The organism is Streptomyces sp. NRRL B-1347, assembly GCF_000720325.1.
GTDB lineage: Bacteria > Actinomycetota > Actinomycetes > Streptomycetales > Streptomycetaceae > Streptomyces.
In genome coordinates this window covers 35,936-60,687 of record NZ_JOJM01000062.1, presented here as the reverse complement: position 1 = coordinate 60,687, position 24,752 = coordinate 35,936, and the positions used below count along the sequence as shown (strand labels likewise).

The 24,752-nt window shown below is 74.0% G+C and carries 20 protein-coding genes, 2 tRNA genes and 1 riboswitch; of the genes, 11 read left to right on the top strand and 11 right to left on the bottom strand.

The annotated features are described in order from the left end of the window. Positions 1–217 precede the first annotated feature (217 nt). Positions 218–2,329 (bottom strand): asparagine synthase-related protein, encoded by a 2,112-nt coding sequence (locus tag IG74_RS0135585; RefSeq protein ID WP_030685756.1) that lies wholly within the window; start codon positions 2,327–2,329, stop codon positions 218–220. A 727-nt stretch (positions 2,330–3,056) separates the two neighbouring features. Between IG74_RS0135585 and IG74_RS0135580 the strand changes: the two genes are divergently transcribed. The 4 genes from IG74_RS0135580 to IG74_RS0135565 all read left to right on the top strand — a co-directional run bounded on the left by IG74_RS0135580 (position 3,057) and on the right by IG74_RS0135565 (position 8,041). After that, positions 3,057–4,505 (top strand): hypothetical protein, encoded by a 1,449-nt coding sequence (locus tag IG74_RS0135580; RefSeq protein WP_030685753.1) that lies wholly within the window; start codon positions 3,057–3,059, stop codon positions 4,503–4,505. Positions 4,506–4,602: 97 nt separating this feature from the next. Further along, positions 4,603–5,811, top strand: coding sequence for an L-2-hydroxyglutarate oxidase (gene lhgO / locus IG74_RS0135575; RefSeq protein ID WP_030685750.1), 1,209 nt, complete (start codon positions 4,603–4,605; stop codon positions 5,809–5,811). A gap of 72 nt (positions 5,812–5,883) precedes the next feature. Beyond that, positions 5,884–6,651, top strand: coding sequence for a tRNA (guanosine(46)-N7)-methyltransferase TrmB (gene trmB, locus IG74_RS0135570; RefSeq protein ID WP_030685748.1), 768 nt, complete (start codon positions 5,884–5,886; stop codon positions 6,649–6,651). 61 nt (positions 6,652–6,712) lie between these two features. After that, positions 6,713–8,041: a PrsW family intramembrane metalloprotease gene (locus IG74_RS0135565; protein ID WP_030685746.1), complete on the top strand. Its 1,329-nt coding sequence runs from the start codon at positions 6,713–6,715 to the stop codon at positions 8,039–8,041. 2 nt (positions 8,042–8,043) lie between these two features. On the opposite strand, the gene IG74_RS0135560 is transcribed toward IG74_RS0135565, so the two are convergent. The 5 genes from IG74_RS0135560 to IG74_RS0135540 form a co-directional block, all read right to left on the bottom strand. Then, on the bottom strand, positions 8,044–8,988 hold the full coding sequence (locus IG74_RS0135560) for an aldo/keto reductase (RefSeq protein WP_030685744.1): 945 nt from the start codon (positions 8,986–8,988) through the stop codon (positions 8,044–8,046). A 180-nt stretch (positions 8,989–9,168) separates the two neighbouring features. Continuing rightward, positions 9,169–10,305, bottom strand: coding sequence for a M23 family metallopeptidase (locus IG74_RS0135555; RefSeq protein WP_030685742.1), 1,137 nt, complete (start codon positions 10,303–10,305; stop codon positions 9,169–9,171). An 11-nt stretch (positions 10,306–10,316) separates the two neighbouring features. Then, positions 10,317–10,486, bottom strand: a riboswitch (cyclic di-AMP (ydaO/yuaA leader). Positions 10,487–10,717: 231 nt separating this feature from the next. Next, positions 10,718–11,830: a PP2C family protein-serine/threonine phosphatase gene (locus IG74_RS0135550; protein ID WP_051856078.1), complete on the bottom strand. Its 1,113-nt coding sequence runs from the start codon at positions 11,828–11,830 to the stop codon at positions 10,718–10,720. 237 nt (positions 11,831–12,067) lie between these two features. Beyond that, positions 12,068–12,141 (bottom strand) — tRNA-Met (locus IG74_RS0135545). Positions 12,142–12,208: 67 nt separating this feature from the next. After that, positions 12,209–13,459, bottom strand: a complete 1,251-nt coding sequence (locus IG74_RS0135540) for an alginate lyase family protein (RefSeq protein ID WP_078869307.1) — start codon at positions 13,457–13,459, stop codon at positions 12,209–12,211. Between the two features lie 268 nt (positions 13,460–13,727). Between IG74_RS0135540 and IG74_RS0135535 the strand changes: the two genes are divergently transcribed. From IG74_RS0135535 to IG74_RS0135520, 4 genes are all read left to right on the top strand, one after another. After that, positions 13,728–14,225 carry a SigE family RNA polymerase sigma factor gene (locus IG74_RS0135535; protein WP_030685735.1) on the top strand — a complete coding sequence of 166 codons (498 nt, stop codon included), beginning with the start codon at positions 13,728–13,730 and terminating at the stop codon, positions 14,223–14,225. Next, positions 14,218–14,688: a hypothetical protein gene (locus IG74_RS48235; RefSeq protein ID WP_051856072.1), complete on the top strand. Its 471-nt coding sequence runs from the start codon at positions 14,218–14,220 to the stop codon at positions 14,686–14,688. Before IG74_RS0135535 ends, IG74_RS48235 begins: the two co-directional genes overlap by 8 nt. A 132-nt stretch (positions 14,689–14,820) precedes the next feature. Continuing rightward, positions 14,821–16,044, top strand: coding sequence for a mannosyltransferase family protein (locus IG74_RS0135525; protein ID WP_051856070.1), 1,224 nt, complete (start codon positions 14,821–14,823; stop codon positions 16,042–16,044). Between the two features lie 59 nt (positions 16,045–16,103). After that, positions 16,104–16,301, top strand: a complete 198-nt coding sequence (locus tag IG74_RS0135520) for a hypothetical protein (RefSeq protein WP_030685728.1) — start codon at positions 16,104–16,106, stop codon at positions 16,299–16,301. Between the two features lie 40 nt (positions 16,302–16,341). Here the strand turns inward: IG74_RS0135520 and IG74_RS0135515 are convergent, their stop codons facing one another. After that, positions 16,342–16,995: a TetR/AcrR family transcriptional regulator gene (locus IG74_RS0135515; protein ID WP_030685725.1), complete on the bottom strand. Its 654-nt coding sequence runs from the start codon at positions 16,993–16,995 to the stop codon at positions 16,342–16,344. A 290-nt stretch (positions 16,996–17,285) separates the two neighbouring features. On the opposite strand from IG74_RS0135515, the gene IG74_RS0135510 reads away from it, so the two are divergent. Both IG74_RS0135510 and IG74_RS0135505 read left to right on the top strand, forming a co-directional pair. After that, entirely contained in the window at positions 17,286–18,074 is a 789-nt protein-coding gene (locus tag IG74_RS0135510) for a VOC family protein (RefSeq protein ID WP_030685722.1), read from the top strand. A gap of 49 nt (positions 18,075–18,123) precedes the next feature. Then, on the top strand, positions 18,124–19,005 hold the full coding sequence (locus IG74_RS0135505) for a GNAT family N-acetyltransferase (protein WP_030685720.1): 882 nt from the start codon (positions 18,124–18,126) through the stop codon (positions 19,003–19,005). 115 nt (positions 19,006–19,120) lie between these two features. On the opposite strand, the gene IG74_RS0135500 is transcribed toward IG74_RS0135505, so the two are convergent. The 4 genes from IG74_RS0135500 to IG74_RS0135485 all read right to left on the bottom strand — a co-directional run bounded on the left by IG74_RS0135500 (position 19,121) and on the right by IG74_RS0135485 (position 23,022). Continuing rightward, positions 19,121–19,193: transfer RNA gene (locus IG74_RS0135500), tRNA-Lys, on the bottom strand. Positions 19,194–19,374: 181 nt separating this feature from the next. Next, positions 19,375–21,612: a DEAD/DEAH box helicase gene (locus IG74_RS0135495; RefSeq protein ID WP_030685717.1), complete on the bottom strand. Its 2,238-nt coding sequence runs from the start codon at positions 21,610–21,612 to the stop codon at positions 19,375–19,377. A 349-nt stretch (positions 21,613–21,961) separates the two neighbouring features. Beyond that, positions 21,962–22,516: a hypothetical protein gene (locus IG74_RS0135490; protein WP_030685715.1), complete on the bottom strand. Its 555-nt coding sequence runs from the start codon at positions 22,514–22,516 to the stop codon at positions 21,962–21,964. A 155-nt stretch (positions 22,517–22,671) separates the two neighbouring features. Next, complete coding sequence (locus tag IG74_RS0135485; RefSeq protein ID WP_030685713.1) at positions 22,672–23,022, bottom strand: metallopeptidase family protein; 351 nt, start codon at positions 23,020–23,022, stop codon at positions 22,672–22,674. 66 nt (positions 23,023–23,088) lie between these two features. Between IG74_RS0135485 and IG74_RS0135480 the strand changes: the two genes are divergently transcribed. After that, positions 23,089–24,684, top strand: a complete 1,596-nt coding sequence (locus IG74_RS0135480) for a metallophosphoesterase family protein (protein ID WP_051856052.1) — start codon at positions 23,089–23,091, stop codon at positions 24,682–24,684. Positions 24,685–24,752: the final 68 nt, after the last annotated feature.

Sequence of the window (24,752 nt, the reverse complement as noted above, 5' to 3'; positions counted from 1 at the left end):
GTGCCGTGGCGTTTTCCGTGGGCCCTCGCGGGGCGCCCCAGGCCCTCCCCTTCCCGCTCCGGGGGCTGCCGCCCCCGTGCCCCCGCCCTCATCGGCGCTCGCGGCGAAGTCCGCTGCGGTACGGGAGCGCCCCCGAAGGGGCGCGGGGAACTGCGCGACCAGCCACGACGGCGCCGCAGCAGAATGACGGCACAGCGCGATACTTCCAGCGAAGCGCTTAGTGCGGCAGCGAGTGCGGCGTCCTCGCCGCCCCCAGGGTGCCCTGCTGCGGAACCACCGTCCCCGTAGGGACGGCCCGTTGGCGCGCTGGGGTGCCGGTCCAGCAGGTGCCGCGGCGGGACAGCAGCCGTCGCAGCCACACCTCCGTGGCGACCAGGTCGGCCAGGCCGTCGAGCGGCACCCGTTCGCCCTCGGCCGCCGCGCGCAGTGCCTTGCGGACGACCCGGGCCTCGACGAGGCCCGCCTGCGCGAGCAGGGGCGTGTCGAAGAGGGCGAGCAGTCCGTCCACCGCCGTGCGGAGCCCGGTGCGGGCGGCCGCCGCGTTCGAGGCGTGGGACGGCGCGCCCCAGCCGGGCGGGAGTTCGCTGACGCCCGCGCCTTCGAGGACCGTGCGCAGGATCTGGGCCCGCGCCCCGGGACGTACCCGTACGGACTCCGGGAGGGCCCGGCAGGCGCGGACGACCTGGTTGTCCAGGAACGGCGCGTGCAGGCGCTGGAAGCGGACCTCCGCGGCCTGCTCCAGGACGCGCAGGTCGGCCGCGTGCCGGAAGAGGGCCGCCCGCGCGCGGAACTCGCCGGGGCGCTGCCCGGGGCCGGGTCCCGGGCGGGTCGTCGTCTCCTGAAGGCGAACCGATACTTCTGCGAGGGCCTCACCGGTCAGCCAGCGCGCGGCCGGCCCCGGTCTGGCCCACGCGAGGGCGGCGAGCGAGGCTCCGACGGCGCCGCCCGGCTCCTCGAAGCGGCGGTGCAGCAGCCGGTCGGCGAGGGTCTCGACGCCCGCGCGGTGTGCCGTACGGGCGAGGCGGCGGGCGGCGCCGTACACGCGCGCGGGGACCATGACGGAGCCCTCGGCCTTGGCGAGGGCGGTCACCGGGCGCACCAGGTGGCGTCGCTTGCGGTCCATCAGGAGGTCGGCGAGGCGGGCCGGATGGGCGTCGAGCACCTGCCGGGCGCCGTAGCCGGTGAAGTGGTCCGCGCTGCCCGACGCGAGGCGGGCGCGGTGGCGCTGGGCGGCGACGAGCACGCCGCTGGGCTCGTCGGTCAGCGGGCCTTCCAGGTCGGCGTACGGCAGCGTCTCCTCGCCCCCGGCGACGACGACGTGGTGCAGCCGGGGATTGGCGGCGATGGTGCCCGCGCGCTCCAGCTCGGCCTCACGGCCGCCCGTGACGAGGTCGTTGAAGGTGACGGCGACGAGCCGCTCGCCCGCCCCCGTGCCGTGGCCGAGGACCGTGCCGGGCATCCCGGGCAGACCCGCGGCGAGCAGGGCGAGGGTGCCGGACGCGGGCCCGCCGGAGAGGTCGGCGCCGATGCCGGGCACCGGCATGCCGCGGGCCGCGCGCCGCTCGGCGGGGCCCATGCCGGGGACGGGACCTGGGTCGATGTCGGTGCCGGGGACGTGCCGCGGGGCCCGCAGCCGCGCGCGGACGGCCTCGACGAGGGCGTCCCTGACGCCGTCCACCGCGCTGGCCTCGTCGGTCGGCGGAGCCGCTACGGCGAGGGACGCGACGGGTTCGTACCCGGCGACCTCACGCGCGCCCGCGCGGAGGATCAGGGCATGCCCCGGGGGCACGCGCCGCACGCCCTGGTACGGCGTGGAGTCGTGCAGTGCCTCGGGGACGTCGGGGGCGGCGAGGAGGGCGGCGAGGTGGCCGATGTCCAGGTGGGCCTCGATGAGGTCGGCCAGCGGCAGGGCGGCGGTCGCGTACGCCGTGCCGCCCGCCCACGGGGTGTAGAACACGGGCCGGGCGCCCGCGAGATCGCCCGCGATCATCACGCGGCGGCCGACCTGGACGACCGCGGTGTAGCTGCCGGGCCACGCGGTCAGATGGCGCAGCGCGCCGCCGCGGGCGGCGAACAGGCTGACCCGCAGCTCCTCGTCGCTGGCCCCGCAGGTGCCGAGCACAGCGATGCGGGTCTCGTCGTCGGCCTGGACGGTGCGCACCTCGTCGGGGCGCCAGTCACCGACCGCCCACAGGGGATCGGGGTCGCCCCACAGGAGTTGGGAGCCCACGGGGTGGACGGTCTCGCCGTCGTCCCCCGAGGCGCCCGCCGTGCCGGGGGCGGCCGAGGGCCTCGCGGTGGTACTGCTCCACCCCACCAACCACCGCATCGTCGCCTCCACAGCCTGTGGACAATCCAGCGCACCCCTGGAACCGGGGGACTGGGGACCCATGCTGCCACGAAGGAGGCGCGCAAGAGGGCCTACGACGGCGCCCGTACCGGCGCGAACACGCCCCGGGCGATCTATGGTTGAGGACGCAACGACGTCAACACCGGGACGTAGGGCGGCCGGAGAGCGGACAGGCGGGGGCGATTTTCGGCCAAATCAGCCATGGCCGAACACGCCCCCCAGGGCCGTTCCGGCCAACGCACAGCCCGGGAGGCGGTGTTCGCCTCCCGGACCGGTCCGCCGCCCGCGGGGATGGAGGCGGCGGTGTCCCCCAGCCCGCTGACTCCAGCGCAGCGGGCCGACCCACGCGTCATCCATGGAAACGCTCCCCCGTTGGCCGTAGAAGAGCGCACGCACGGGCGCACGGCCACACACCCGGAGCACGCTCCGCCGGTGCCGCACGCCCGTACGGACAACAATCTCGCCATACGGAACTACGCCTCTTAACGCTTGGGATTCATCGAACTACGCTGGGTGTGCTGTTGTTTTCGCGGAGGCATATACCTGGGGGCTCGGCCACGTGCTCTTGCGGCCGGGGATCGGGAAACGGCGCGCGACACGCCGTTCGCACCGACGACCCCCGGTAGCCGCCCCCGGGGGGAAGGCAGCACGAATGCCGCGCGGTCACGCCACTGCCCGGCAGCCGTCTGTGTCCGAGGGGTGGCGCATGTCCAGGGAGCAACGCGGGCCGAACGAAAAGCTCGGCACCGTTCTCGCCCTCGCGGGAATCAGCAACGCGGGACTCGCCCGCAGGGTCAACGACCTCGGCGCTCAACGCGGGTTGACGCTCAGGTACGACAAGACCTCGGTGGCCCGCTGGGTGTCCAAGGGCATGGTGCCGCAGGGCGCCGCGCCGCACCTCATCGCCGCCGCCATCGGCCAGAAGCTCGGCCGCCCCGTGCCCCTGCACGAGATCGGCCTCGCCGACGCGGACCCGGCGCCCGAAGTGGGCCTCGCCTTCCCGCGCGACGTCGGCGCCGCGGTGAAGTCGGCGACCGAGCTGTACCGCCTCGACCTCGCGGGCCGCCGCGCGGGCGGCGGCGGCATCTGGCAGTCCCTGGCCGGCTCCTTCGCCGTCAGCGCGTACGCCACGCCCGCGTCCCGCTGGCTCATAACCCCGGCCGACAGCTCCGTCGCCCGCGACGTCAGCCGCGAAGGGCCGCGCGACGTGGCCAAGGCCGACGACGGCGGCGCGCCCATGAAGGTCGGCCACAGCGACGTACTGAAACTGCGCGAGGCCGCCGAGGACGCCCGGCGGTGGGACTCCAAGTACGGCGGCGGCGACTGGCGCTCGTCGATGGTCCCCGAGTGCCTGCGCGTCGAGGCGGCGCCGCTGCTCCTCGGCTCGTACTCGGACGAGGTGGGCCGCGCCCTGTTCGGCGCGACCGCCGAGCTGACCCGGCTCGCCGGCTGGATGGCCTTCGACACCGGGCAGCAGGAGGCCGCCCAGCGGTACTACATCCAGGCGCTGCGCCTGGCCCGCGCGGCCGCCGACGTGCCCCTCGGGGGATACGTCCTCGCGTCGATGTCCCTCCAGGCGACCTACCGGGGCTTCGGCGACGAGGGCGTCGACCTCGCGCAGGCCGCCCTGGAGCGCAACCGCGGCCTCGCCACCGCCCGGACCATGAGCTTCTTCCGGCTCGTCGAGGCACGCGCGCACGCGCGCGCCCACGACGCCCAGGCCGCGGGCGCGGCGCTGCGGGCCGCCGAGGGCTGGCTCGAGCGGTCCCGCGACGGCGACCACGACCCCTCCTGGCTCGGCTTCTACGGCTACGACCGCTTCGCCGCGGACGCCGCCGAGTGCTACCGCGACCTGAAGGCGCCCCGCCAGGTCCGGCGCTTCACGGAGCAGGCCCTGTCGCGGCCCACCGAGGAGTTCGTCCGCTCGCACGGCCTGCGGCTCGTCGTCTCCGCCGTCGCCGAGCTGGAGTCCGGGAACCTGGACGCGGCCTGCGAGCAGGGCGTACGGGCGGTGGAGGTCGCCGGACGCATCTCCTCCGCACGCACCACGGAGTACGTGAAGGACCTGCTGCACCGCCTGGAGCCCTACGGCGACGAGCCCCGCGTGGTGGAGCTGCGGGAGCGGGCGCGCCCCTTGCTGGTCGCCCCGGCGTGAGCGGCGACACGACGCCTCCGCGCCACGGGTGCCCAGGACCACGTTTAACGGCGTTGTCAGTGGTGCAGGGCACTATCGGGGTGGGAGGTGCTGAACGATGGGTCGGGGTGCCGTGGCGTATGACTGTGACGTGCTCGTCGTGGGGGGCGGGATCGTCGGGCTTTCGGTCGCCCATGCCCTCACCCGGGCCGCGCCCGGCACGCGGGTGACCGTCCTGGAGAAGGAGGCGGGGCCCGCCCGGCACCAGACCGGGCGGAACAGCGGTGTGATCCACAGCGGGATCTACTACCGCCCCGGCTCCCTGAAGGCGCGCTTCGCCGTGGGCGGCGCCGCCGAGATGGTCAAGTTCTGCGCCGAGTACGGCATCGCGCACGAGGTCACCGGCAAGCTCATCGTCGCCACCGACCGCGCCGAGCTGCCCCGGCTGCACTCCCTCGTCCAGCGCGGCCGGGAGAACGGCATCCCGGTCCGCGAGCTCGGCCCCGCCCAGATCGCGGAGTACGAACCGGACGTGCGCGGCATCGCCGCCATCCACGTCGGCACCACCGGGATCTGCGACTACGGCGCGGTCGCCGAGCAGCTCGCCCACGCCTCCGGCGCCGACGTGCGGTACGACGCGGAGGTCGTCCACGTCGACCGCCGCCCCGGCCTCGGCGTCGCCGTGCGCACCGCGCGCGGCGACGTCCTGCGCGGCAAGGTCCTCGTCAACTGCGCGGGCCTGCACTGCGACCGGATCGCCCGCCTCACCGGCGACGAGCCCGACATGCGGATCGTGCCCTTCCGGGGGGAGTACTTCACCCTCGCCCGGCCGGACCTGGTGCGCGGCCTCGTGTACCCCGTGCCCGACCCGGCCTTCCCCTTCCTCGGCGTGCACCTCACGCGCGGCGTCGACGGCGGCGTCCACGTCGGGCCGAACGCGGTGCCCGCGCTTGCCCGCGAGGGGTACGACTGGTCGGTGGTGCGGCCCCGCGAGCTCGCCGCGACGCTCGCCTGGCCGGGCTCCTGGCAGATCGCCCGGCGCCACTGGCGGTACGGGGCGGGAGAGCTGCGCAGATCGCTGTCCAAGGAGGCGTTCACCGAGGCCGTGCGGCGGCTGCTGCCCGAGGTGCGGGCGGAGGACCTGGTGCCCGCGGCCGCGGGCGTGCGCGCGCAGGCCGTGCTGCGGGACGGCACGCTCGTCGACGACTTCCTGATCCGCGAGGGAGCACGGGCCGTGCACGTGCTGAACGCGCCCTCCCCCGCGGCCACCGCCTCGCTGCCCATCGGCCGGGAGGTGGCCCGCCGGGTGCTCGCCACCCTTGGCTGACCCGCGGACTGGCCCCCGCGGGAGCGGCTCGGGAAGCCCCGCCGGGTCCTGCCGCACTAAAATCGGGGCACTGTGTCTGAGAACTCCCGCCCGAAGGGCGCCCCCCGTTTCCCCGAAGGTCCCGTGCCCGACCCCTCCGGGGGCCGGTTCGAGCGGCGGATCCGCAGCTTCACGCCGCGCCGCAGCCGGGTCACCACCGCGCAGGGCGACGCGCTGCAGCGGCTGTGGCCCAAGTGGGGCTTCGACATCGACGGCGCGAAGGTGCTCGACCTCCAGGAGCTGTTCGGCTCCGACGCGCCCGTCGTCCTGGAGATCGGCTTCGGGATGGGCGAGGCCACCGCGCAGATGGCGGCCGCCGACCCGGACACGAACATCCTCGCCGTGGACGTGCACACCCCCGGCCAGGGCAACCTGCTGAATCTCGCGGAGCGGAACGGCCTGTCCAACATCCGGGTCGCCAACGGCGACGCCGTGATCCTGCTCCGGGAGATGCTCGCCCCGGAGAGCCTGGACGGCGCGCGCGTGTACTTCCCCGACCCCTGGCCCAAGGCCCGCCACAACAAGCGGCGCCTGATCCAGCCGGAGTTCCTGACGCTGCTCGCGCCCCGCCTCAAGCCCGGCGCGGTCCTGCACTGCGCCACGGACTGGGAGCCGTACGCGGAGCACATGCTGGAGGTGCTCGGCGCGCACCCCGACTTCGAGAACACCACGGCGGACGGCGGGTACGCGCCGCGCCCCGACTTCCGGCCGCTCACCCGCTTCGAGGGCCAGGGCCTGCGGAAGGGTCACGTGGTGAACGACCTGCTGTTCCGCAGGGCCGCCACGCTCTCCCAGGACTGAGGCGGGCCACCGGGTCCGAGGCACCGTCGCGAGCGGCCCCAACCCTCGTTAGGGTCGATCCGTGGCCACCAGCCCCGCACTCCCGAGCCACCCGACGCCGCCCGGCGGGCCCGACGGGTCCGCCGGAGCACCCGGACCCCGGCATCCGCACTGGTGGCAGCGCGGGGCCATCCGGGCCACGGGCCTCGTCATCCTCCTCGCCCTTTCCGGTCTCGTGATCCTCGCCCTGGTGCGCGAGCAGACCGGGACCGAGGGCTTCCTGGTGGGGCTCGGCCTCGCGACGCTCCCCGTGCCGCTGCTGATCGGCGCGTTCCGCTGGCTGGACCGGGTGGCGCCGGGACCCTGGCGGAACCTGCTGTTCGCCTTCTCCTGGGGAGCGTGCGCGGCCGCGCTCATCGCGATCGTGGCGAACAGCTTCGCGACCCGCTGGATAGCCACCGCGACGGCCGACCCGACCAGCGCGGACACCCTCGGCGCGACCGTCATAGCCCCCGTCGTCGAGGAGACCGCGAAGGCGGCGGCCGTGCTGCTCGTCTTCCTGTTCCGCAGAGCCGACTTCACCGGGGTCGTCGACGGGTTCGTGATAGCGGGCGTCACCGCCACCGGCTTCGCGTTCACCGAGAACATCCTCTACCTCGGCAACGCCTTCGGCACCGACCAGCTCAGCGGCGAGAGCGGGCTCGCCTCGGTGACCGCCGCGACCTTCTTCGTCCGCGTTGTCATGTCACCGTTCGCGCATCCGCTCTTCACCGTGCTCACCGGCATCGGCTTCGGCGTCGCCGCCGTGACCGCCGAGCACCGCACCGCCCGCCGCGCGCTGCTCCCCTGCGTCGGACTGCTCCTCGCGATGGGCCTGCACGCCTTCTGGAACGGCTCGGCGGGCTTCGGCGAGTACGGCTTCTTCGTCGTGTACGCGGCCTTCATGCTGCCGGTCTTCGGGCTTCTCACCTGGCTGGCCGTCTGGCTGCGCCAGCGCGAGCTGCGCCTGGTGCGCGAGGAGCTGCCCGTGTACGTGGCCGCGGGCTGGTTCACCGCGCCCGAGCCGTACGCGCTCGGCTCCCTGCCCGCCCGCACCCTCGCCCGCGACTACGCGGCCTTCCACCTGGGCAAGCCCGCGGGCCGCGCCGTCGTCGAGTACGAGACGTGCGCGACGTCCCTCGCGCTGCTCCGGCACCGGGCCCGGCACGGCCGGGTCGGCGCCGACTTCACCGTGCGCGAGCGGGAGCTCCTGGAGGCGCTGTGGGAGCGCAGGGCCGTGGCCGCGCCCGCGCTCGGGTACGCGGCGCGGGCCACGGCCCCGGTTATGGGGCCGCTGCCGCACGCCGCGTACGGGCCCGTCGGGGCGTACGGCCCGGTGCTGCCCCCGTGCCACAACCCCTATCGGCCCTGACGTCAGGCGGAGGCCGCCGTGAGGGCCGCGAGCTCCGCGTCGGTCAGCTCCAGGTCGCCCACCGCGAGGAGCGCCGGGAGCTGTTCCAGGGTGCGGGCCGAGGCGATCGGCGCCGCCACGGTCGGCTGCGCGGCGAGCCAGGCGAGGGCGACGGTGGCGACCTCAGCGTCGTGGGCCGCGGCCACCTCGTCGAGGGCGGCCAGGACGCGGCGGCCGCGCTCGGTCGCCAGGTATTCGCCCGCCTTCTCGGCGCGGGCGCTCTCGACCTCCGTGCCCGGGCGGTACTTGCCGGTCAGGAAGCCCGCGGCGAGGCCGAAGTACGGCACGGCGGCGAGGCCGGAGCGGGACGCGATCTCCTGGAGCGGGCCCTCGTAGGTGTCGCGCGAGACGAGGTTGTAGTGCGGCTGGAGCGCCACGTACCGCACCAGGCCCTCGCGGTCGGAGAAGTCGAGGGACTCCTGGAGGCGCTCGGGGGTGATGTTCGACGCGGCGATCGCGCGCACCTTGCCGGACCGCACGAGCTCGTCGAGGGCGGTGATGAACTCCTCCACGGGCACGGACGGGTCGTCGTAGTGCGTGTAGTACAGGTCGATGTGGTCGGTGCCGAGGCGGCGCAGCGACTCCTCGGCCGCGGCCTTGATGGTGCTCGCGGACAGCCCCTTGTACTCGGGCAGCGCGCCGACCTTGGTGGCGACCACGACGTCGTCCCGGTTGCCGCGCGCGGCCATCCACTGTCCGAGGACGGTCTCGGACTCGCCGCCCTTGTTGCCGGGCACCCAGAACGTGTAGGCGTCGGCGGTGTCTATGAAGTTGCCGCCCGCGGCGGCGTAGGCATCGAGGACGGCGAAGGACTGGTCCTGGTCAGCGGTCCAGCCGAAGACGTTGCCGCCGAGGGAGAGCGGGAAGACTTCGAGGTCGGACGATCCCAGAGGGCGAAGAATGGTCATACGGGGGCCAACATCCTTACGGAGTCGGGAATTCCGACAGCAGACAGCCGTTTCCGGCTGAAAGACGTGACCGGCGGCCCTGGCGTCGGGGGGTCGTCGCCAGGGCCGCCGGAGTCGAGGGGGCCGTGCTGCCGGGGAGCCGCGCGGTCCGGGGGTTCCGCGGTGCGGAAAATCAGCGGGTCAGGGGGTCAGGCCCTTGCTCCGCAGCCAGGACAGCGGGTCGATGGCTCCGCCGCCGCTGGTCCTGACCTCCAGGTGGAGGTGGACGCCGGTGACGTTGCCCGTGCCGCCCATGCGGCCGATGACGTCGCCCGTGCTGACCTTCTGGCCCACGCTGACGGCGAGCGAGGACTGGTGGCAGTACCAGATCTCGGTGCCGTCATCGAGCTTGAGGACCGTGCGGTAGCCGTACGCGCGCGCCCAGCCCGCTTCCGTGATGGTGCCGGAGTGGACGGCCTTGAGGGGGGTGCCACTGGAGCCCGCGAAGTCGAGGCCGGTGTGGCTGCCGGAGGACCACATGGAGCCGGAGTCACCGAAGTGCGAGGTCAGCACGTACGAGGTGACGGGGAGCGTGAAGCTCTTGGCGAGCTTCGCGAGGCGCTCGGCCTCGCGCTTCTTGCGGGCCGCCTCCTCCTTCTCGCGCTTCTCCGCCGCGGCCTTCGCCTTGGCGTCGGCGGCCGCCTTGCCCTGCTGGGCCTTGGCGGTCGCGGCGGCCTTCGCGACGGCCGCGTCCTCGGCCTGCCTGCGCTGCGCGTCGTCCGCCTGGTGGTGCTGGTTCTCGGCCTGCTGGAGGATGCGGGCCCGCAGGGCCTCGCCGGCGTCCGTGGTGCCCCGCTCGGCGTCGGCGCCGGTGACGCCCGCGGAGCTGAGCGGCGCGGCGGCCGCGGCGGTGGCCGGTTCCGCGGTGTCATCGCCGTCGATCAGGGAGCCGACGCCGGGCAGCGAGTCCGCGACGGACGCCATGTCCGGCAGGGAGATGGAGACGGGCGGCTTGCCGCCCTGCGCGGTGGCGATGCCGCCCGCGCCGACGGCGGCGATGACGCCGACGCCGAGGACGGTGGAGCTGCGGGCGAGGCCGCCGCCGCCCTTCTTGTGGATGCGGTGCTTGCCGCGCACGGGGCGGACGGACTCCGCGGTGGGGTTCCACTCCTCCCAGGAGGCCGGGGGCTCCTGGGCCGCGTAACCGGCGTAGCCGTCGTAACCGGCGTACCCGGTGTGTCCCCCGGGTCCGTCGCCGCCGTCACCGCCGTCGGCACCTTCGGTGAGACTGCCGTTCGGTATGCAGAGCGCTTCTGGGGCAGGCCGGTTGGACGCCACGGGGGCGCACTCCTTTCCTTCCTTCTCGCCTACCGGGTTAGCTGACGGGTTCGGAGCAGGAAGGTCTCCTACGGCCGCTCCTCGCGTACGGCGGATGCGGGTCCGCGTACGTGAAAGGCGTCCGATTCACCCCAAGATGGTGGTTCCCCGGCTCCCTTGCGGGATTAGGCGCGTGCGCGCGGAGCCGCCGGGTGTGACGGCTGGGACGACCGCGCTGCGTTATCGAACGTTAATAGACAGCGGGTCGGTATTCCAAGCTGTTCGGGTTGATCGTTAACGCTTACGCCACGAACACAACGGGACATCAGGGTTGGGAATAGGGCGAGTTGAGCGCGCGTCATGACGCTGCGCAGCGGGATCGATCTTCACCGACGCATGACGGGTCGTCAGTTGCGCTGCGCTGGGGCTCCATTCAGTCACTGGGTGTGACGGGACGGCGTACGGCGAGGAGCGCCATGTCGTCGTTGGCGCCGCCGCCGGTGTGGTCGATGACCTCGGTGACGAGGGTGGACAAGAGCGCGTCGGGGGCGTCCGCGCCCGAGAAGATGCGGCCGCCGAGCCGGATCGCGGGGTCGTAGAAGGCGCCCCGCGCGTCCCGGGCCTCGCTGAGCCCGTCGGTGTAGAGCAGCAGCGTGGAGCCCGGCGGGAAGTCGGTCTCGTCCGCGCGGTCGGGCCAGGCGCCGAGGTCGCCCATGCCGAGCGGCAGGGCGGGTTCGGCGGGCGAGAGCACGCACAGGCGCCCGTCGGCGCGCAGCAGGAGCGGCTCCGGGTGGCCGCGGTTGACGAGCCGTACGGTCCCGTCGCCGCGCGGGATCTCGGCGAGGACCGCCGTGGTGAACCCCTCGAAGGCGTCGAGCCCGTCACGCCGCGTGCCCTCGCGCGCGAGCGCCCGCTCCAGGCGCTGCGCCACGGCCTCCAGGGTGGCCTCCTGCTCGGCCGCCTCGCGGAAGGCGCCGATGACGACGGCGACGGCGGCCACCGCGCCCATGCCCTTGCCGCGTACGTCGCCGACGACGAGCCGGACGCCGTGCGGGGTGTCCTGCACCGCGTACAGGTCGCCGCCGATGAAGGCGCCCGCCTGCGCGGCCTCGTACCGGGCGGCGACGTCGAGGCCGCCGATGCGCGGATCCGGCTGCGGCAGGACGGCCCGCTGCGCTGCCTCGGCGATGGAGCGGGCGGAGGCGAGGCGGGCGTCGCCGCGGCGGACGACGCGGTTGATGACGACGGCGAGGGCGCCGACGGTGAGCATGGTGACGAAGGAGGTGACGACCTCGACGTCCACGCCCCCGTGGTTGTCGATGCGCAGGGCGAGCACGGCCACGCAGGACACGGCGGCCGTCGCCACGGTGGTGGCGAGCGAGAAGAACGGGGCCGCGATCAGGGGCGCGGCGGCGAACAGCGGGGACGCGGTGAACTGGGGCGGCGTGAGCGCGTCGAAGACGACCCCGACGACGATCAGGAGCGGGGGCAGCGCCCGGGTGAGGGCCCGCTCGCGGGGGAGACCGGGGCCCTCCTCAGCGGCCATGGCGCTCCTTCGCCCCACCGCGGGCGCGGAGGCTACCGCTGCCGACACGGAGGTCACCGCCCCCGGCGCGGAGGCCCCCACCGCCCAAAGCAACCACCGTTCCACTCCCGCCGCAGACCCGCCGCATCGGCCCAAGGCTTCCCGCGTTGGGGCCCGGGGGCGACCCGGCGTGCTCCGAGTGGGTGACCCGGCGGGCAGCGTGCGCCCTGGCGCGGGGCGGTGGCGCGGGCGGCATAGTAGCGGGGACAGGATTTGAACCTGCGACCTCTGGGTTATGAGCCCAGCGAGCTACCGAGCTGCTCCACCCCGCGTCGGTGAACCCAACAGTACGCCATCAGGGGCACAGAACGCGAACCGGTTCCCGGGAGGCCCAGGTGTTCACGTGTTCTCGGCGTGCGTCAGCGTCTCCCACGCCACGAAGAGGTCGTCGGTGCCCTCCGGGCGCCGTTCCAGGGTGAGCTTCCGGGTGTGCGGCAGGTCCATGCCCAGGCGCCCGCGCAGATGGTTCAGGCCGACCTCCGTGTCGGGCCCGAGGTCGCGCTGGAGCCTGCCGCCGCACAGCCAGCCGGGCGCGGTGGCGCCGAGCTGGTAGCCGGAGTGGAACTCGAACGCGGCCCGCAGCCGGTCCTTGACCTCGCCGTACAGGTCGACGCCCTGGTGCCAAGCGGTCTCCGCGATGTGGGCGGTGGCGGCGAGGGAGTACCCGGCGTGCTTGAAGTTGCGGCAGGTCTCCTGCGAGAGCCCGTCGGCGAACCTCCGCTGCCCGAACCAGTACCGGCTCAGCTCGTCCGCCGTGTCGAGCTCGCTGCCCTTGGGCGCCACCGGCAGCGGCCCGTCGGACTTCAGATAGAAGTACGCGGGCACGCGGGTGCGGAAGTGGCCCACCGCCTCCTCGAAGGCCGCGTGGTCGTCGAGGAACACCGCCATGCCGATGACGGCGTCGGCCATCACGAGGTCCCAGTTGCCGTTGGACTCGACCGAGCCGGCCACGACCTGGGGCAGATAGGCGTTGCGGAGCATCCGCTCGAAGCGCAGCAGGTCGCCGTCGGCCCAGCCGTCGTACGTGTAGCGCACGGCCTCGGCCGCGCGCGCCCAGGAGCTGGCGGCCCAGGCGGTCTGGAGACCCGCGTTGGCCTCCGTGTGCCGGGTGACCACGCGGGCCCAGGCGTCCATGATCCCGGTGGCCTTCACGGCGTGGGCGCGGTCGCCGGTGATGTTGTAGAGCAGCGCCTGGGTGTACGCGGCCAGGGCGTCCTCGCGCTCCTCCACACAGCCCTGGCCCGGCTGGTTGCCGGGCGGGCAGGCGACCACGGCGTACGGCTTCGGGTGGTAGTCGGCGGCCGCGTACTTGCTGGCGCGCAGCTGCTCGTACGCCCCGAGCCAGGGCTGCTCGCGGGCCTCGACGTGGGCGCGCACCCGGTCGAGCTGGGCCTTGCTGACGAGCACGCCCGGGTGGGTGAAGGGCAGGTCGGCGCGGCGGGCGGGGCCGGTCGCCGCGGCGCCGGGCTCGTCGGAGCCGCCGCAGGCGGGGGCGGCGAGGGCGAGGAGCAGGGCGGCGGCCGCCGCGCGGATCCGCCGCCCGCGTATGCCCCCGCGGGACCGGGCCCCTGGTTGTGCCTGAGCCGCCATGCCGCACCTCCGGATCACGTTCACTGGCAGCGTGCCGCGCGTGCGCCAGGGCCGCAGGTTTTGTTGGGCTGGTCGTGGGCTGTCTTTCGACTGCGGCGCCGTCTTGGCTGGTCGCGCCCACGCGGCGGAGCCGCATATCGACACGGCCCCGCGCCCCTTTGGGTGCGCCTGTGACCGGGCTCACCGTGCGAGTCCAGCCTCCATGTCATCCGGGCACGCCCCCGCAGGCGTATGCACAGTGAGACCAAGGAGATCCGGGAGCAATCTGTTGACCGTCGAGGAGTTCGAGGAGTTCTACGCGCAAGCGGCCGCGCGGCTGACAGGTCAGCTGTACGTGATGCTCGGTGACCTGCACGAAGCGCAGGACGTCGTGCAGGAGGCGTTCGTCAAGGGCTGGAGCCGCCGGGGGCGGCTCGACCGCGACGGCCGGCCCGAGGCGTGGATCCGCACCGTCGCCTGGCGGCTCGCGGTGAGCCGCTGGCGCGGCGTGCGCCGCTCGGCGTCGGCCTGGCAGCGCAGCGGTGCGCCGCCGCACGCCGAGGGGCCGGGACCCGAGTCGGTCGCCCTGGTCGAGGCGTTGCGCGAACTGCCGCCGCAGCAGCGCCGGACGCTCGCCCTGCACTACATGTGCGACCTCTCCGTCGAGCAGATCGCCGGGGAGACCGGCCTGTCCCCCGGCACGGTCAAGACCCATCTGTCGCGCGGCCGCGCCGCGCTCGCCCTCCGTCTGACAGACCCGCGTACCGAGGAGGCCCCCGGTGTCTGAACCGCACGACCCCCTGCGCTCGCTGTTCCAGGAGGCCGCCGACGCCGGCCGTGCCCGTGCCGGTGTGCCGCCCGTCTCCGCCGTCGTCCGGCGCGGGCGCCGGGCGCACCGCGTCTTCGTCACGGCGGTCGCCGTCGCCGCGACCGTGGTCGTCGCGGGCGCGGGCGCGCTGGCCGTGTCGTACACCTCCGAGCCGACGCAGCCCGCCACCGTCCCTTCGGGCCCGCGGTCGCCGTCGCCCCCGCTCACGCCCTCCCCCTCCCCTTCGCCCTCGCCGACCCTGGACTCCGAGTCGCCGCCCCCGCCGAGCGCGAGCTTCCCGCCGCCGACGGAGACCTCGGAGACGGAGTCGCAGCTGGGGGACCCGGAGAGCAGTGCGCCGCCGGGCTCCGCCACGTACCCGCAGGAGAGCGAGGGGACGTTCGGCACGGCGCTCGGGGCCACGGAGGCGCCACGAGGCTGACGCCCCGGGCCTGTTGAGCGACGGGGCCGCACCGCCTCCCTGCGGCAGGCCCTCTCCCCGCCGCGCGGCTCACCGCCGTGCGACGCCCTCGCGCGCCCCGAAACGTCCCGAACCACTTACGGAGGTACCGTCTTGTCCGTTTCCTCCCCGCCCCGGCCCCGGTCGCGGACGGCCGCCTCCGTCCACGTCCCCCGGCGGCGCGGCGCCCCGCGGCGCGGCCGGTGGCGCCTCCTCAGCAGGGAGGACGCGGACGTCCTCTTCCTCTACGTCGTCACGCGCGCGGGCCTGTGGACGACGGCGTACTGCGCCACCTGGCTGTTCCCGCCCGACTCCCGCACCCGCCACGCCGCGTCCCCGCTGTCCGCCTGGCAGCAGTGGGACTGGTGGCACTACCTGCGCATAGCCCAGGAGGGCTACTTCCCCGGCGACCTGCGCCCGGGGATGGAGGGCTGGGACAACCGGGAGGCCTTCTTCCCTGGCTTCCCGTTCACCCTGCGCGCCGTCCACGCCGTCGTACCGGACTGGGCGGCGGCGGGCCTGCTCGTCTCCCTCGTCGCCGGGGCGGTCGCGGTCCTGGCCCTCGCCCGCATCGCCCGCGACCACGTCCCCCATCCGGACGCGGGCCGCCGGGCCGTCCTGTTCTTCCTCCTGTCGCCGTGCGCGGTCTTCCTCGCGGCGGGCTACACCGAGGCGCTGTTCCTCGCCTTCGCCCTGCCCGCGTGGCTGGCGGCGCGGCGGCGCGCCTGGCCGCTCGCGGCGACGCTGGCCGCCCTCGCGACCACGGTCCGGGTGAGCGGCCTGTTCCTCGCCGCCGCGCTCGCGGTCCACTTCCTCACCACGGTCCGCGCCCACCGCGACGGCCGCGCCCTGCCCTGGCTGCTGCTGCCCGCGCTGCCGCCGCTCGCGTACAGCTGGTACCTGAAGTCCCGTACGGGCGACTGGATGGCGTGGAAGCACGCCGAGGAACGCGGCTGGTACCGCGACTTCCACACGCCGTGGGAGTCCTGGCACAACACCTGGGGCGCGGCCTTCCACCACACCTCGCCCACCGGCTACGCCGTCGAGTTCCAGGCCGAGTTGCTCGCCATGGTCCTCGGCCTGGTCCTGACCGGCTTCCTCCTCTTCCGCCGCCGCTGGCCGGAGGCCGTGTACATAGGTCTGGCGCTCGTCGCCCTCGGCACCTCGTACTGGTACATGTCCCTCCCGCGCGCCACCCTCCTGTGGTGGCCGCTGTGGGTCGTCCTCGCCTCGTGGAGCCTGCGCGCGCCGCGCGTCCGTACGGCGTACGTCTGTCTGGCGGGGCCCCTCATGACCCTCTGCGCCCTGACGTTCCTGACGGGCCGCTGGGCGGGCTAGGGCACCTGAGAGGATCAGGAGCCACGGGGAATCCGACAGAGAGACCGAGGGGTGGGCCCATGCTCGTACTGCTCATCGTGCTGCTCGTGCTGGCGCTCGCGGGCTTCGGCGCGGTCGTCTGGACGGTACGCGGCAACGCCCCGCGCGGCGTCCGCGCGGCGGCCCGGCTGACGTCCGCGGCGGGCGAGGCGGCGGACCGCTACCAGAAGGCCCGCAGGAACGACCGGAGCGGCGGGGACCAGAACCTGGGCGACTGAGCCCGGCCCTCCAGCCCGGGCGGCACCTACCGCCCGGCCCTCACGAGCCCGCCGCGCCGGGATGGCCGCCGAGGGCCGCGGCGAGGAGGGCGCGGAGGTGGTCGGCCTCCGGAATCAGCGTGGCCTCGATCCGGTCGTCGGAGTGGCCGGCCAGGGTGAGTTCCTGGATGCGCCGGAACAGCAGCCGGTCCGCGGCGGCGATCAGGGCGGCGGCGGCCCGGGGCGCGATGGCCGGCGCGGGATCCGGGGCGGGATCCGGCGCGGGATCCGAGGCAGCGGCGGTCAGCGCCGCGGCGAGCGCCTCCTCCCGCTGGTCGTGCAGTTCGCGAAGGCGGGCACTGAGGGTGGGGCTTTCGGCGACCATGCGGGCGAACGCGGGGCCGGTGAAGCCGACGACGGGGCTGTGCTCAAGGAGGGCGGCGCGAAACGTCCGCCCGAGCGCGGTGAGCGGCTCTTCCCCTGGCTCGCGCTCGGCGACGGTCCGGGCCAGGCCCTGCGTGAACGCCTCGTGGTGGTCGAGGGCCAGGTCTTCCTTGCGGGGGAAGTAGTTGGTGACCGTCTTCTTGGCGACGCGGGCCGCGGCGGCGATCTCGGTGATCGTCGTCTGCTCGAAGCCCTGCTCGATGAAGAGCCTGGTGGCGCAGTCGGAGATCAGCTGCCTGGTCTCCTGCTTCTTGGACTCGCGGAGCCCCATCTCATTAGCCATGGGGCAATCTTACCCTCGTAGCAAAAATATGCTTGACGTTCGATCTAGGCCGTCGTAAAGTTACGTCCGTCGCAAAAATCGCCCAGCTGAACGGATTCGATGCGCAAGCCCACGTAGCTCGATCGGCGTCCCTGCCCAGCTCCCTCGCCAGTTCCATCGGCGCCCTCGCCCAGTCCCATCGGCGTCCTCGCCGACGCCGAGGCGTCCGAGCAGCAGCGCAGCCGCCAGGTCCCCGTACTCCGTCCCTGATTCGCCACCCGAACCTGCCAGGAGCCACCTTGCGCGTCACCACCTCCACCCTCTCCCTCACCGTCGACGACGTGGACGCCTCCCTCGACTTCTTCCGCACCCACCTCGGCTACCAGGTCGCCATGGCCGCCGACGGCTTCGCGTCCCTGACCCGCGACGACGCCGCCGCCGACGTCGTGCTGCTGCGCCGCGGCACCGAGGTCCTCCCGCCCGAGCAGCGCGACCAGCGGGCCACGGGCCTGATCCTCGCGCTCACCGTCACCGGCATCGAGGCCGAGGAGCAGCGGCTCCGCGCGGCGGGCGCCCCGATCACCATGCCGCTGCGCGAAGAGCCCTGGGGCGAGCGGCTGTTCCAGCTCACGGACCCGAACGGGATCGTCGTCCAGTTCGTCGAGTGGGCCGCCCCTGAGGAGCCCGCGCGGGACGAGGAGCCCGAGCAGCCCGCCCTGCGCGTGATCAGCCCCACCGAGGACAACGTCACCGAGTCCCCGAACGCCCGCATGACCGGCCTGGCCGCCCCCAGCCGGGGCGGCACGGAACTCAGCACCTGGACCGTCGCGATGGCGGCGGGCCGGACCGGCCCCGAGCACGCCGTCAGCCGCGAGCAGGTCTGGACGGTGACCGCCGGCGCCCTCGACGTCACCTGCGCGGGCCGCACCGAGAAGGTCACGGCCGGGCAGACCTTCGTCCTGCCGCCGGACGTGCTCCGCCAGGTCCACGCCCCGCAGGCGGCCGAGGCGCACGTCGCGATGCGCGCGGACGGCGTGGCCTCCGTGCCCGGCACCGAGGGCACCCGGGCCCTGCCCTGGGCCCAGTAACGGCCCTTCCGCCCCTCCCCCCGACCCGCCCTCTCATGACGGAGCCAGCTTGTCCCTGCGCATCACCGCCCTGACCGACGCCGAGGAGAACTCCGCGGGCCGCCGCCTCGTCTGGCTGGCCTCGGACCCCGACGGCAACCCCGTCGGACGCGCCTTCCTGCGCCTGTTCGCCAAGGAGGGCCAGCGCCATCTCGCCGAACTGGACGTCCAGGTCCATCCCGCCGAACGGCGCCGCCAGGTGGGGTCCCTGCTGCTCGACGCGGCCGTCGCCGCCGCCCGCGACGACGGCCGGCGCAGCGTCATCGCCCAGGCCGAGGCGCGCTCCCCCGGCGCTTCCTTCCTGGCCGCGAAGGACTTCCGCCCGGCGCTTGCCCTCATCTACGCCCGGCTGCCCCTTGCCGACGCCGACCTCCCCGCGCTCACCGCGACCGCCGAAGCACCCCACGCCGCCTACCGGCTGACGGCCTGGGAGGGAACGGTGCCCGACGAACTCGCCGACACCTTCGTGGCGTCGCGCCGGGCCATGGACGACATGCCGATGGGCACCGTCGACCACGGCACGGTGGTCTGGGACCTCGACCGGGTGCGGGCGGCGGCCGCCGCCGTGGCCGCGCGCGGGGACCTCCTGCACACCGTGGCGGCCGTCGACCGGGCGGACGGCTCCGTCGTCGGCTTCACCGAACTCGTCGTCCCCGGCAGCGGAACGGGCGACGGCCAGCACTACGGCACCGCGGTCCTGCCCGAACACCGCGGCCACGGCCTCGCCCGCCGCATGAAGGCCGCCTCGATCCTCCGGGCCCGCGCGCACCACCCCGGACTCGGCGGCCTGCTGACCGACACCGCCGACAACAACCCGCACATGCGGCGCGTCAACGACGAACTCGGCTACCTGCCGACGCACACCGCCCATGAGTACCAACTCGACCTGTAGGCACGCCCCGCCCCCGCCCCCGCACCCGCGGGAAACGACGCGGCGCCCGGGCCCACCGAAGTGGCCCCGGGCGCCGCGCGGCAGGTCAGAGAGGGTCTCCCTGTCCCGCTTCCGGTAGACCGTGTGGGACTCGAACCCACAACCAATGGATTAAAAGTCCACTGCTCTGCCAATTGAGCTAACGGTCCTCGCCGACGCGATGTCGGCGCACCCATGAGCATAGCCCGCCGGGCCCCGCAGTCCGATCGGGTATCGACGGCGCGGCCGCGGCGGTTGCTCGATCCGCGTACGAAAGCGGGCACATCCGAGGATGTGCCCGCTTTCGTTGGCTATCGGCCAGCAGCTCTCGGCTGCGTGCCGGACCGTGTGTCAGCCGTTGCGCTTCCAGCGCGGCTTGTCGTCGCGGCGGCCGAAGGAGGAGCCACCGGAGCGGTGGTCGTCACGGCGGTTGTACGACGGACGGTCGTGGCCGCCGGAGCGGTAGCCGCCACCGGCGGGGCGGTCGTCGCGGCGGTCGCGGTTGAACGGACGGTCGCTGCCCCGGTGGCCGGACGGACGCTCGTCGCGGCGCTGGAAGCCGCCACGGTCGTCACGGCGCTGGAAGCCACCGCGGTCGTCGCGGCGCTCGAAGGAACGGCCACCACGGTCGTCACGACGGTCGCGGTCGAAGGAACGGCCACCACGGTCGTCACGGCGGTCGTCACGACGCTGGAAACCACCACGGTCACCACGGTCGTCACGACGCTGGAAACCACCACGGTCGTCACGACGCTCGAAGGAACGGCCACCACGGTCGTCACGACGGTCACGGTCGAAGGAACGGCCACCACGGTCGTCACGGCGGTCGTCACGACGCTGGAAACCACCACGGTCGTCACGACGCTCGAAGGAACGGCCACCACGGTCGTCACGGGCCGGGCGACGGTCGTACGACGGGCGGTCGCCCTCGGTGCGCTCGGCCTGCGGCTGGTCCGTCTGCTCCGGCAGGGCGACCGGCTCGGCCTCGGCCGAGGCCGCCTCGGCGGCGGTCTCCGCGGCAGCGGCGGCGAGCGCCTCCGCCGGGTCCTCGCCCCGCTCGCGCGCGGCCCGCGCGGTGAGGCGGTCGGCCTCGTCGCGCAGCTCGGCGGCGCGGCGCTGGGCGCGCTCCAGCTCCTTGGTCAGGCCCTGCACCTCGCGCTCGGCCTGGCTCGCGGCCTGGCTGGCGGAGTCGGCCTGCACCTCGGTCATGGAGCGGGCGCCGGTGATCTCGGCGACCTCCGGGTCGAAGGCGCCGCCGCCGTTGATGACGTGACGCGAGGCGTCGACGCCCGCGTCCTCCATGAGGCGGAAGATCTGGCGGCGCTGGTGCGGCAGGGACAGCGAGACGACCGTGCCGGAGCGGCCCGCGCGGGCGGTGCGGCCGGAGCGGTGCAGGTAGTCCTTGTGGTCGCCGGCCGGGTCCACGTTCAGGACCAGGTCGATGCCGTCGACGTGGATGCCGCGGGCGGCGACGTCGGTCGCGACGAGCGCGTTGACGTAGCCGTCCTTGAAGTCGGCGAGGGTGCGCGTACGGGCGCCCTGCGTCATGCCGCCGTGCAGCGCGTCGGCCTTCACACCGGCGTCGCGCAGCTGCTCCGCGATGCGGTCGGCGCCCAGCTGGGTGCGGACGAAGATGATGGTGCGGCCCTTGCGCGCGGCGATCGCGGCGGTGACCGGCGCCTTGTCGCGGGGCTTCACGATCAGGATGTGGTGCGTCATGGTCGTGACGGCGCCCTGGGCGGCGTCGACCTCGTGGCTGACCGGGTTGACCAGGTAGCGCTTGACCAGCGTGGAGATCTCGTTCTCCATCGTGGCCGAGAACAGCATGCGCTGGCCGCCGGCCGGGACCTGGTCGAGCAGCTCGGTGACCTCGGGCAGGAAGCCCAGGTCGGACATCTGGTCGGCCTCGTCGAGGACGGCGACCTCGACGTTCTCCAGGGAGCAGGCGCCGCGGTTGATGATGTCGCGCAGTCGGCCCGGCGTGGCGACGAGGATGTCGACGCCGCGCTCCAGGGCGTAGATCTGGTTGCCCATGGACGTACCGCCGCAGACGACCTTCATCTTCAGGCCGAGGACGTCGCCGTAGGGCTGGAGGGCGTCGGCGACCTGCATCGCCAGCTCGCGGGTCGGGGTCAGGATGACCGCGCGGGGCTTCTTCTTCTCGGTGTAGCCGTCGGCGAGGCGCGCCAGGGTCGGCAGACCGAAGGAGAGGGTCTTGCCGGAGCCGGTGCGGCCACGGCCGAGGATGTCCTTGCCGGCCAGGGCGTCCGGGATGGTCGCGGCCTGGATCGGGAAGGGGGTGTGCACGCCGTTGCGCGCGAGCTTGCGGACGACGCCGTCGGGCAGACCGAGGTCACCGAAGGTGATCTCGGGCTCGGCGTCGCTGTCGGCGTCGGCGTCGGTGTCGGCGTCGGTGGCCTCAAGGGCCTCGGCCTCGACGACCTGCTCGACGGTCTCGGCGACCTCGACGACCTCGGCCGCTACGGCCTCGGGCTCGACGGCCGCAGCGGCCTCGACGACGGCCTCGGCCGCGTCGAGGGCGGACTCGTTCTCGGGCAGGACGGCGTGGTCAGAACTGGAAATGGACATGCGAAATGCGAAACCTTCCGGAGTCTCGGCACGCGCCCGTCAACTCCGTGATTTCGCAATGGACCGCCTCTATGCGGTCAGCCACGGCAAGGGAGAGTACGCGCCACGCGGCGCTCTTCTGTGTCGGCGCCGGGCAAATGGGATCAAACGATCTACCACCATACGCACCTACCACCCTGATTGGCAAATGTGCACCCCAGAGCCCCGGCATCGGAGGGGCTGCGGATGCTTCGGGGGCGGCATCGGCACGGCGCGGAAATCAAGCCCGTCCGGCGTTTGAGGACGAGGCCGGAGGCCGCTTTCCCCGCGCCCCAGCCGCCCCGCGGGCCCCGCGGGCCCCGCCCACGGGCTACGCCGGGCCCGCCTCCGGCGAAGGCTCCCCCTGCTCCTTGACCGGCCCCTCCGCCTCGCCGTGCGCAGAGGACGAGGGCTCCGGGGTCGTCGGGTCCGGCGTCGGCGCGGGCGGCTCGGGCGACGGCGGGTCCGGGGTGGGGGTGGTCTTCGTGGGCCGCGGCCCCGGCTTCGTGCGCGTCGGCGTCGGCCGCCCGTTCTTCGTCGGCTCGACCGACGCGGCGGTGGTGCCGGACCCGGCCCGCGACGGCTTGCTGCCCGGCTCGTCGTCGCCGTCGGCCGCAGGCGACGCCTCGTCCTTGTCGCCGCGCTTGCCCTTGCCCTTCTTCCCCTTGCCGTCGCCGCCGTCGCGGCCGCCGTCGTCACCGCGCCCGCGCTCGCCGCCGGGCAGCACCGTGCCGCCGTCGGGCGCGGCCGCGCCCCCGCGCTCCTTGGCCGACTTCCCGGGCACGGGCGCACCGCTCCCGTCGTCGCCGATGCTCATGCAGCCCGCGGTCGCCGCGACGGCCACCACGGTCGCGGCCCATCGGACGGAAACGTAGAACTGGCGCACGGCCGAGCACCTCCGAGGCGCAGGGGGAGAGAGACGCCCTGCCCAACTCCCGCGCCCGGCAAGAGGACACGCGCGGTGCCGCCCCAAGAAGGACCCGCGCCCGGCACGGACGCGGCCGTACGGGGCGGACGCCGGACGCGCACCGGGACCCGGGCTCAGCCGTACCCGAGGGCGTGCAGCCGCTCGTCGTCGATCCCGAAGTGGTGCGCCACCTCGTGCACGACGGTGATCTCCGTCTCCGCCACCACGTCCTCGCGCGACTCGCACATCCGCAGCGTCGGCCCCCGGTAGATCGTGATCCGGTCCGGCAGCACCCCGGCGTACCACTCGCCGCGGTCGGTCAGCGGCGTGCCCTCGTAGAGCCCGAGCAGCTCGGGGTCGTCGCTCGGCGGCTCGTCCTCGACGAACACCGCCACGTTGTCCATGAGCCGTGTCAGCTCCGGCGGGATCCGGTCGAGCGCCTCGGCCACCAGTTCCTCGAACTCCTCGCGCGTCATCTCCAGCACAGGCCCATTGTCGACCGTCGATCACCGGCAGGCATAGCCACCTCTCCGCATGGGCATACGCGCCCAATGGGGCGCGACGTCACGGTCGTTCTACGGCACCTGCGCAGCCTGCGCGGTGCCCCCTCCGCTCTCATCGGCCGCGCCCGCACCCTCCGGCACGCACACCGGAGCGCCCGCGAAAGCGCACGTCAGCGGCGTGCCCTGCCCGAGCTCGGCAAGCCGCCGCACCCTTTCGCCCGCTCCCTCGGCCTGATCGCCGTGGTGGTGCTCGGCGCCTGGCTCGGCCTGCTGGTCGTCGGCAGCGTCCGTACGTCCGTGGGGCCCATGGACACCCGAATGGCGCTGCGGCCCTCGCTCACCGGCGGCACGAAGATCGACGTGTCGCCGCTCGGCGCCCTGGAGCTGCGCTCGCACACCGCGCCGATCCGCCTCGACGTCGACGTGGACCGCCTCGACCCGGTGCGCTCCGAGGCCCTGGTCGACCACCCCGAGCGGATCTCCGGCCTCCAGGAGGAGGTGGCGTCCGACGTGGCGAACGGCACCCTGAACCTGGCCGTGCGCTCCTGCGCCGCGGTCGTGGCCGGGGCCACCGCGCTCGGCCTCGCCGTCTACCGCCGCCCCCGCCGCGCGCTCGCCGCGGGCGGCCTCGCCCTGACCCTGCTCGCCGCGTCCGGCGTGGCCGCGTTCGCGACCTGGAACCCCCGCTCGGTCCTGGAGCCGAAGTTCTCGGGGCTGCTCAGCAGCGCGCCATCCGTGGTCGGCAACGCGCGCAACATCGTCAGCGAATTCGACGTCTACCAGCGGGAGTTGGCGCGCCTGGTGACGAACGTCACCAAGCTGTACGACGTGACGTCGACGCTGCCCGCGTACGAGCCGGACCCCTCCACGATCCGCCTCCTGCACGTCTCCGACATCCACCTCAACCCGGCCAGCTGGAAGATCGTGAACTCGCTCGTCGAGCAGTACGACATCGACGTCATCGTCGACTCCGGCGACACCATGGACCACGGCACCGCCGCTGAGAACGCCTTCCTCGACCCCATCGAGGACCTCGACGCGCCCTATGTGTGGGTGCGCGGCAACCACGACTCCGCGACCACGCAGCGTTATCTGAAGAAGCTCAAGAACACGCACGTCCTGGACGACGGCAAGCCCGTCGACGTCGCGGGCCTGCGGTTCGCGGGCATCGGCGACCCCCAGTTCACGCCCGACCGCTCCACGAAGGCGGCGGGCGACCCGGCGGAGGAGGTGGCGGGCATCACGCTCGCCTCGTCCCTGCGGGCCCAGGCTGCCGCGCGCACCCCCGTCGACGTGGCGGTCGCGCACAACCCGGTGGCCGCGCGCGAGACGGACGGCACGGTGCCGCTGGTGCTCGCGGGGCATCTGCACCACCAGGAGATGGAGGTCATGGACAAGGGCACCCGGCTGCGGATCGAGGGCTCCACGGGCGGCAGCGGGCTGCGCGCCGTCGAGGGCGAGCACCCGGACCCCGTCGAGACCTCCGTGCTCTATCTGGACCGCGCCACCAAGCGGCTCCAGGCCTGGGACGAGATCAAGCTCGGCGGGCTCGGCCTCACGAAGGCCGAGGTCAGCCGCCATCTCCCCAAGGAGAACCAGCCCGGGGCCGAGCCGTCGACACCCCCGCCGGGACCTCCTCCGTAAACCGTTTTGGCGATAGGTCCCCGCATCCCATATGCTTCTCACGTCCCCGACGCGCTGCGAAGCGCCCA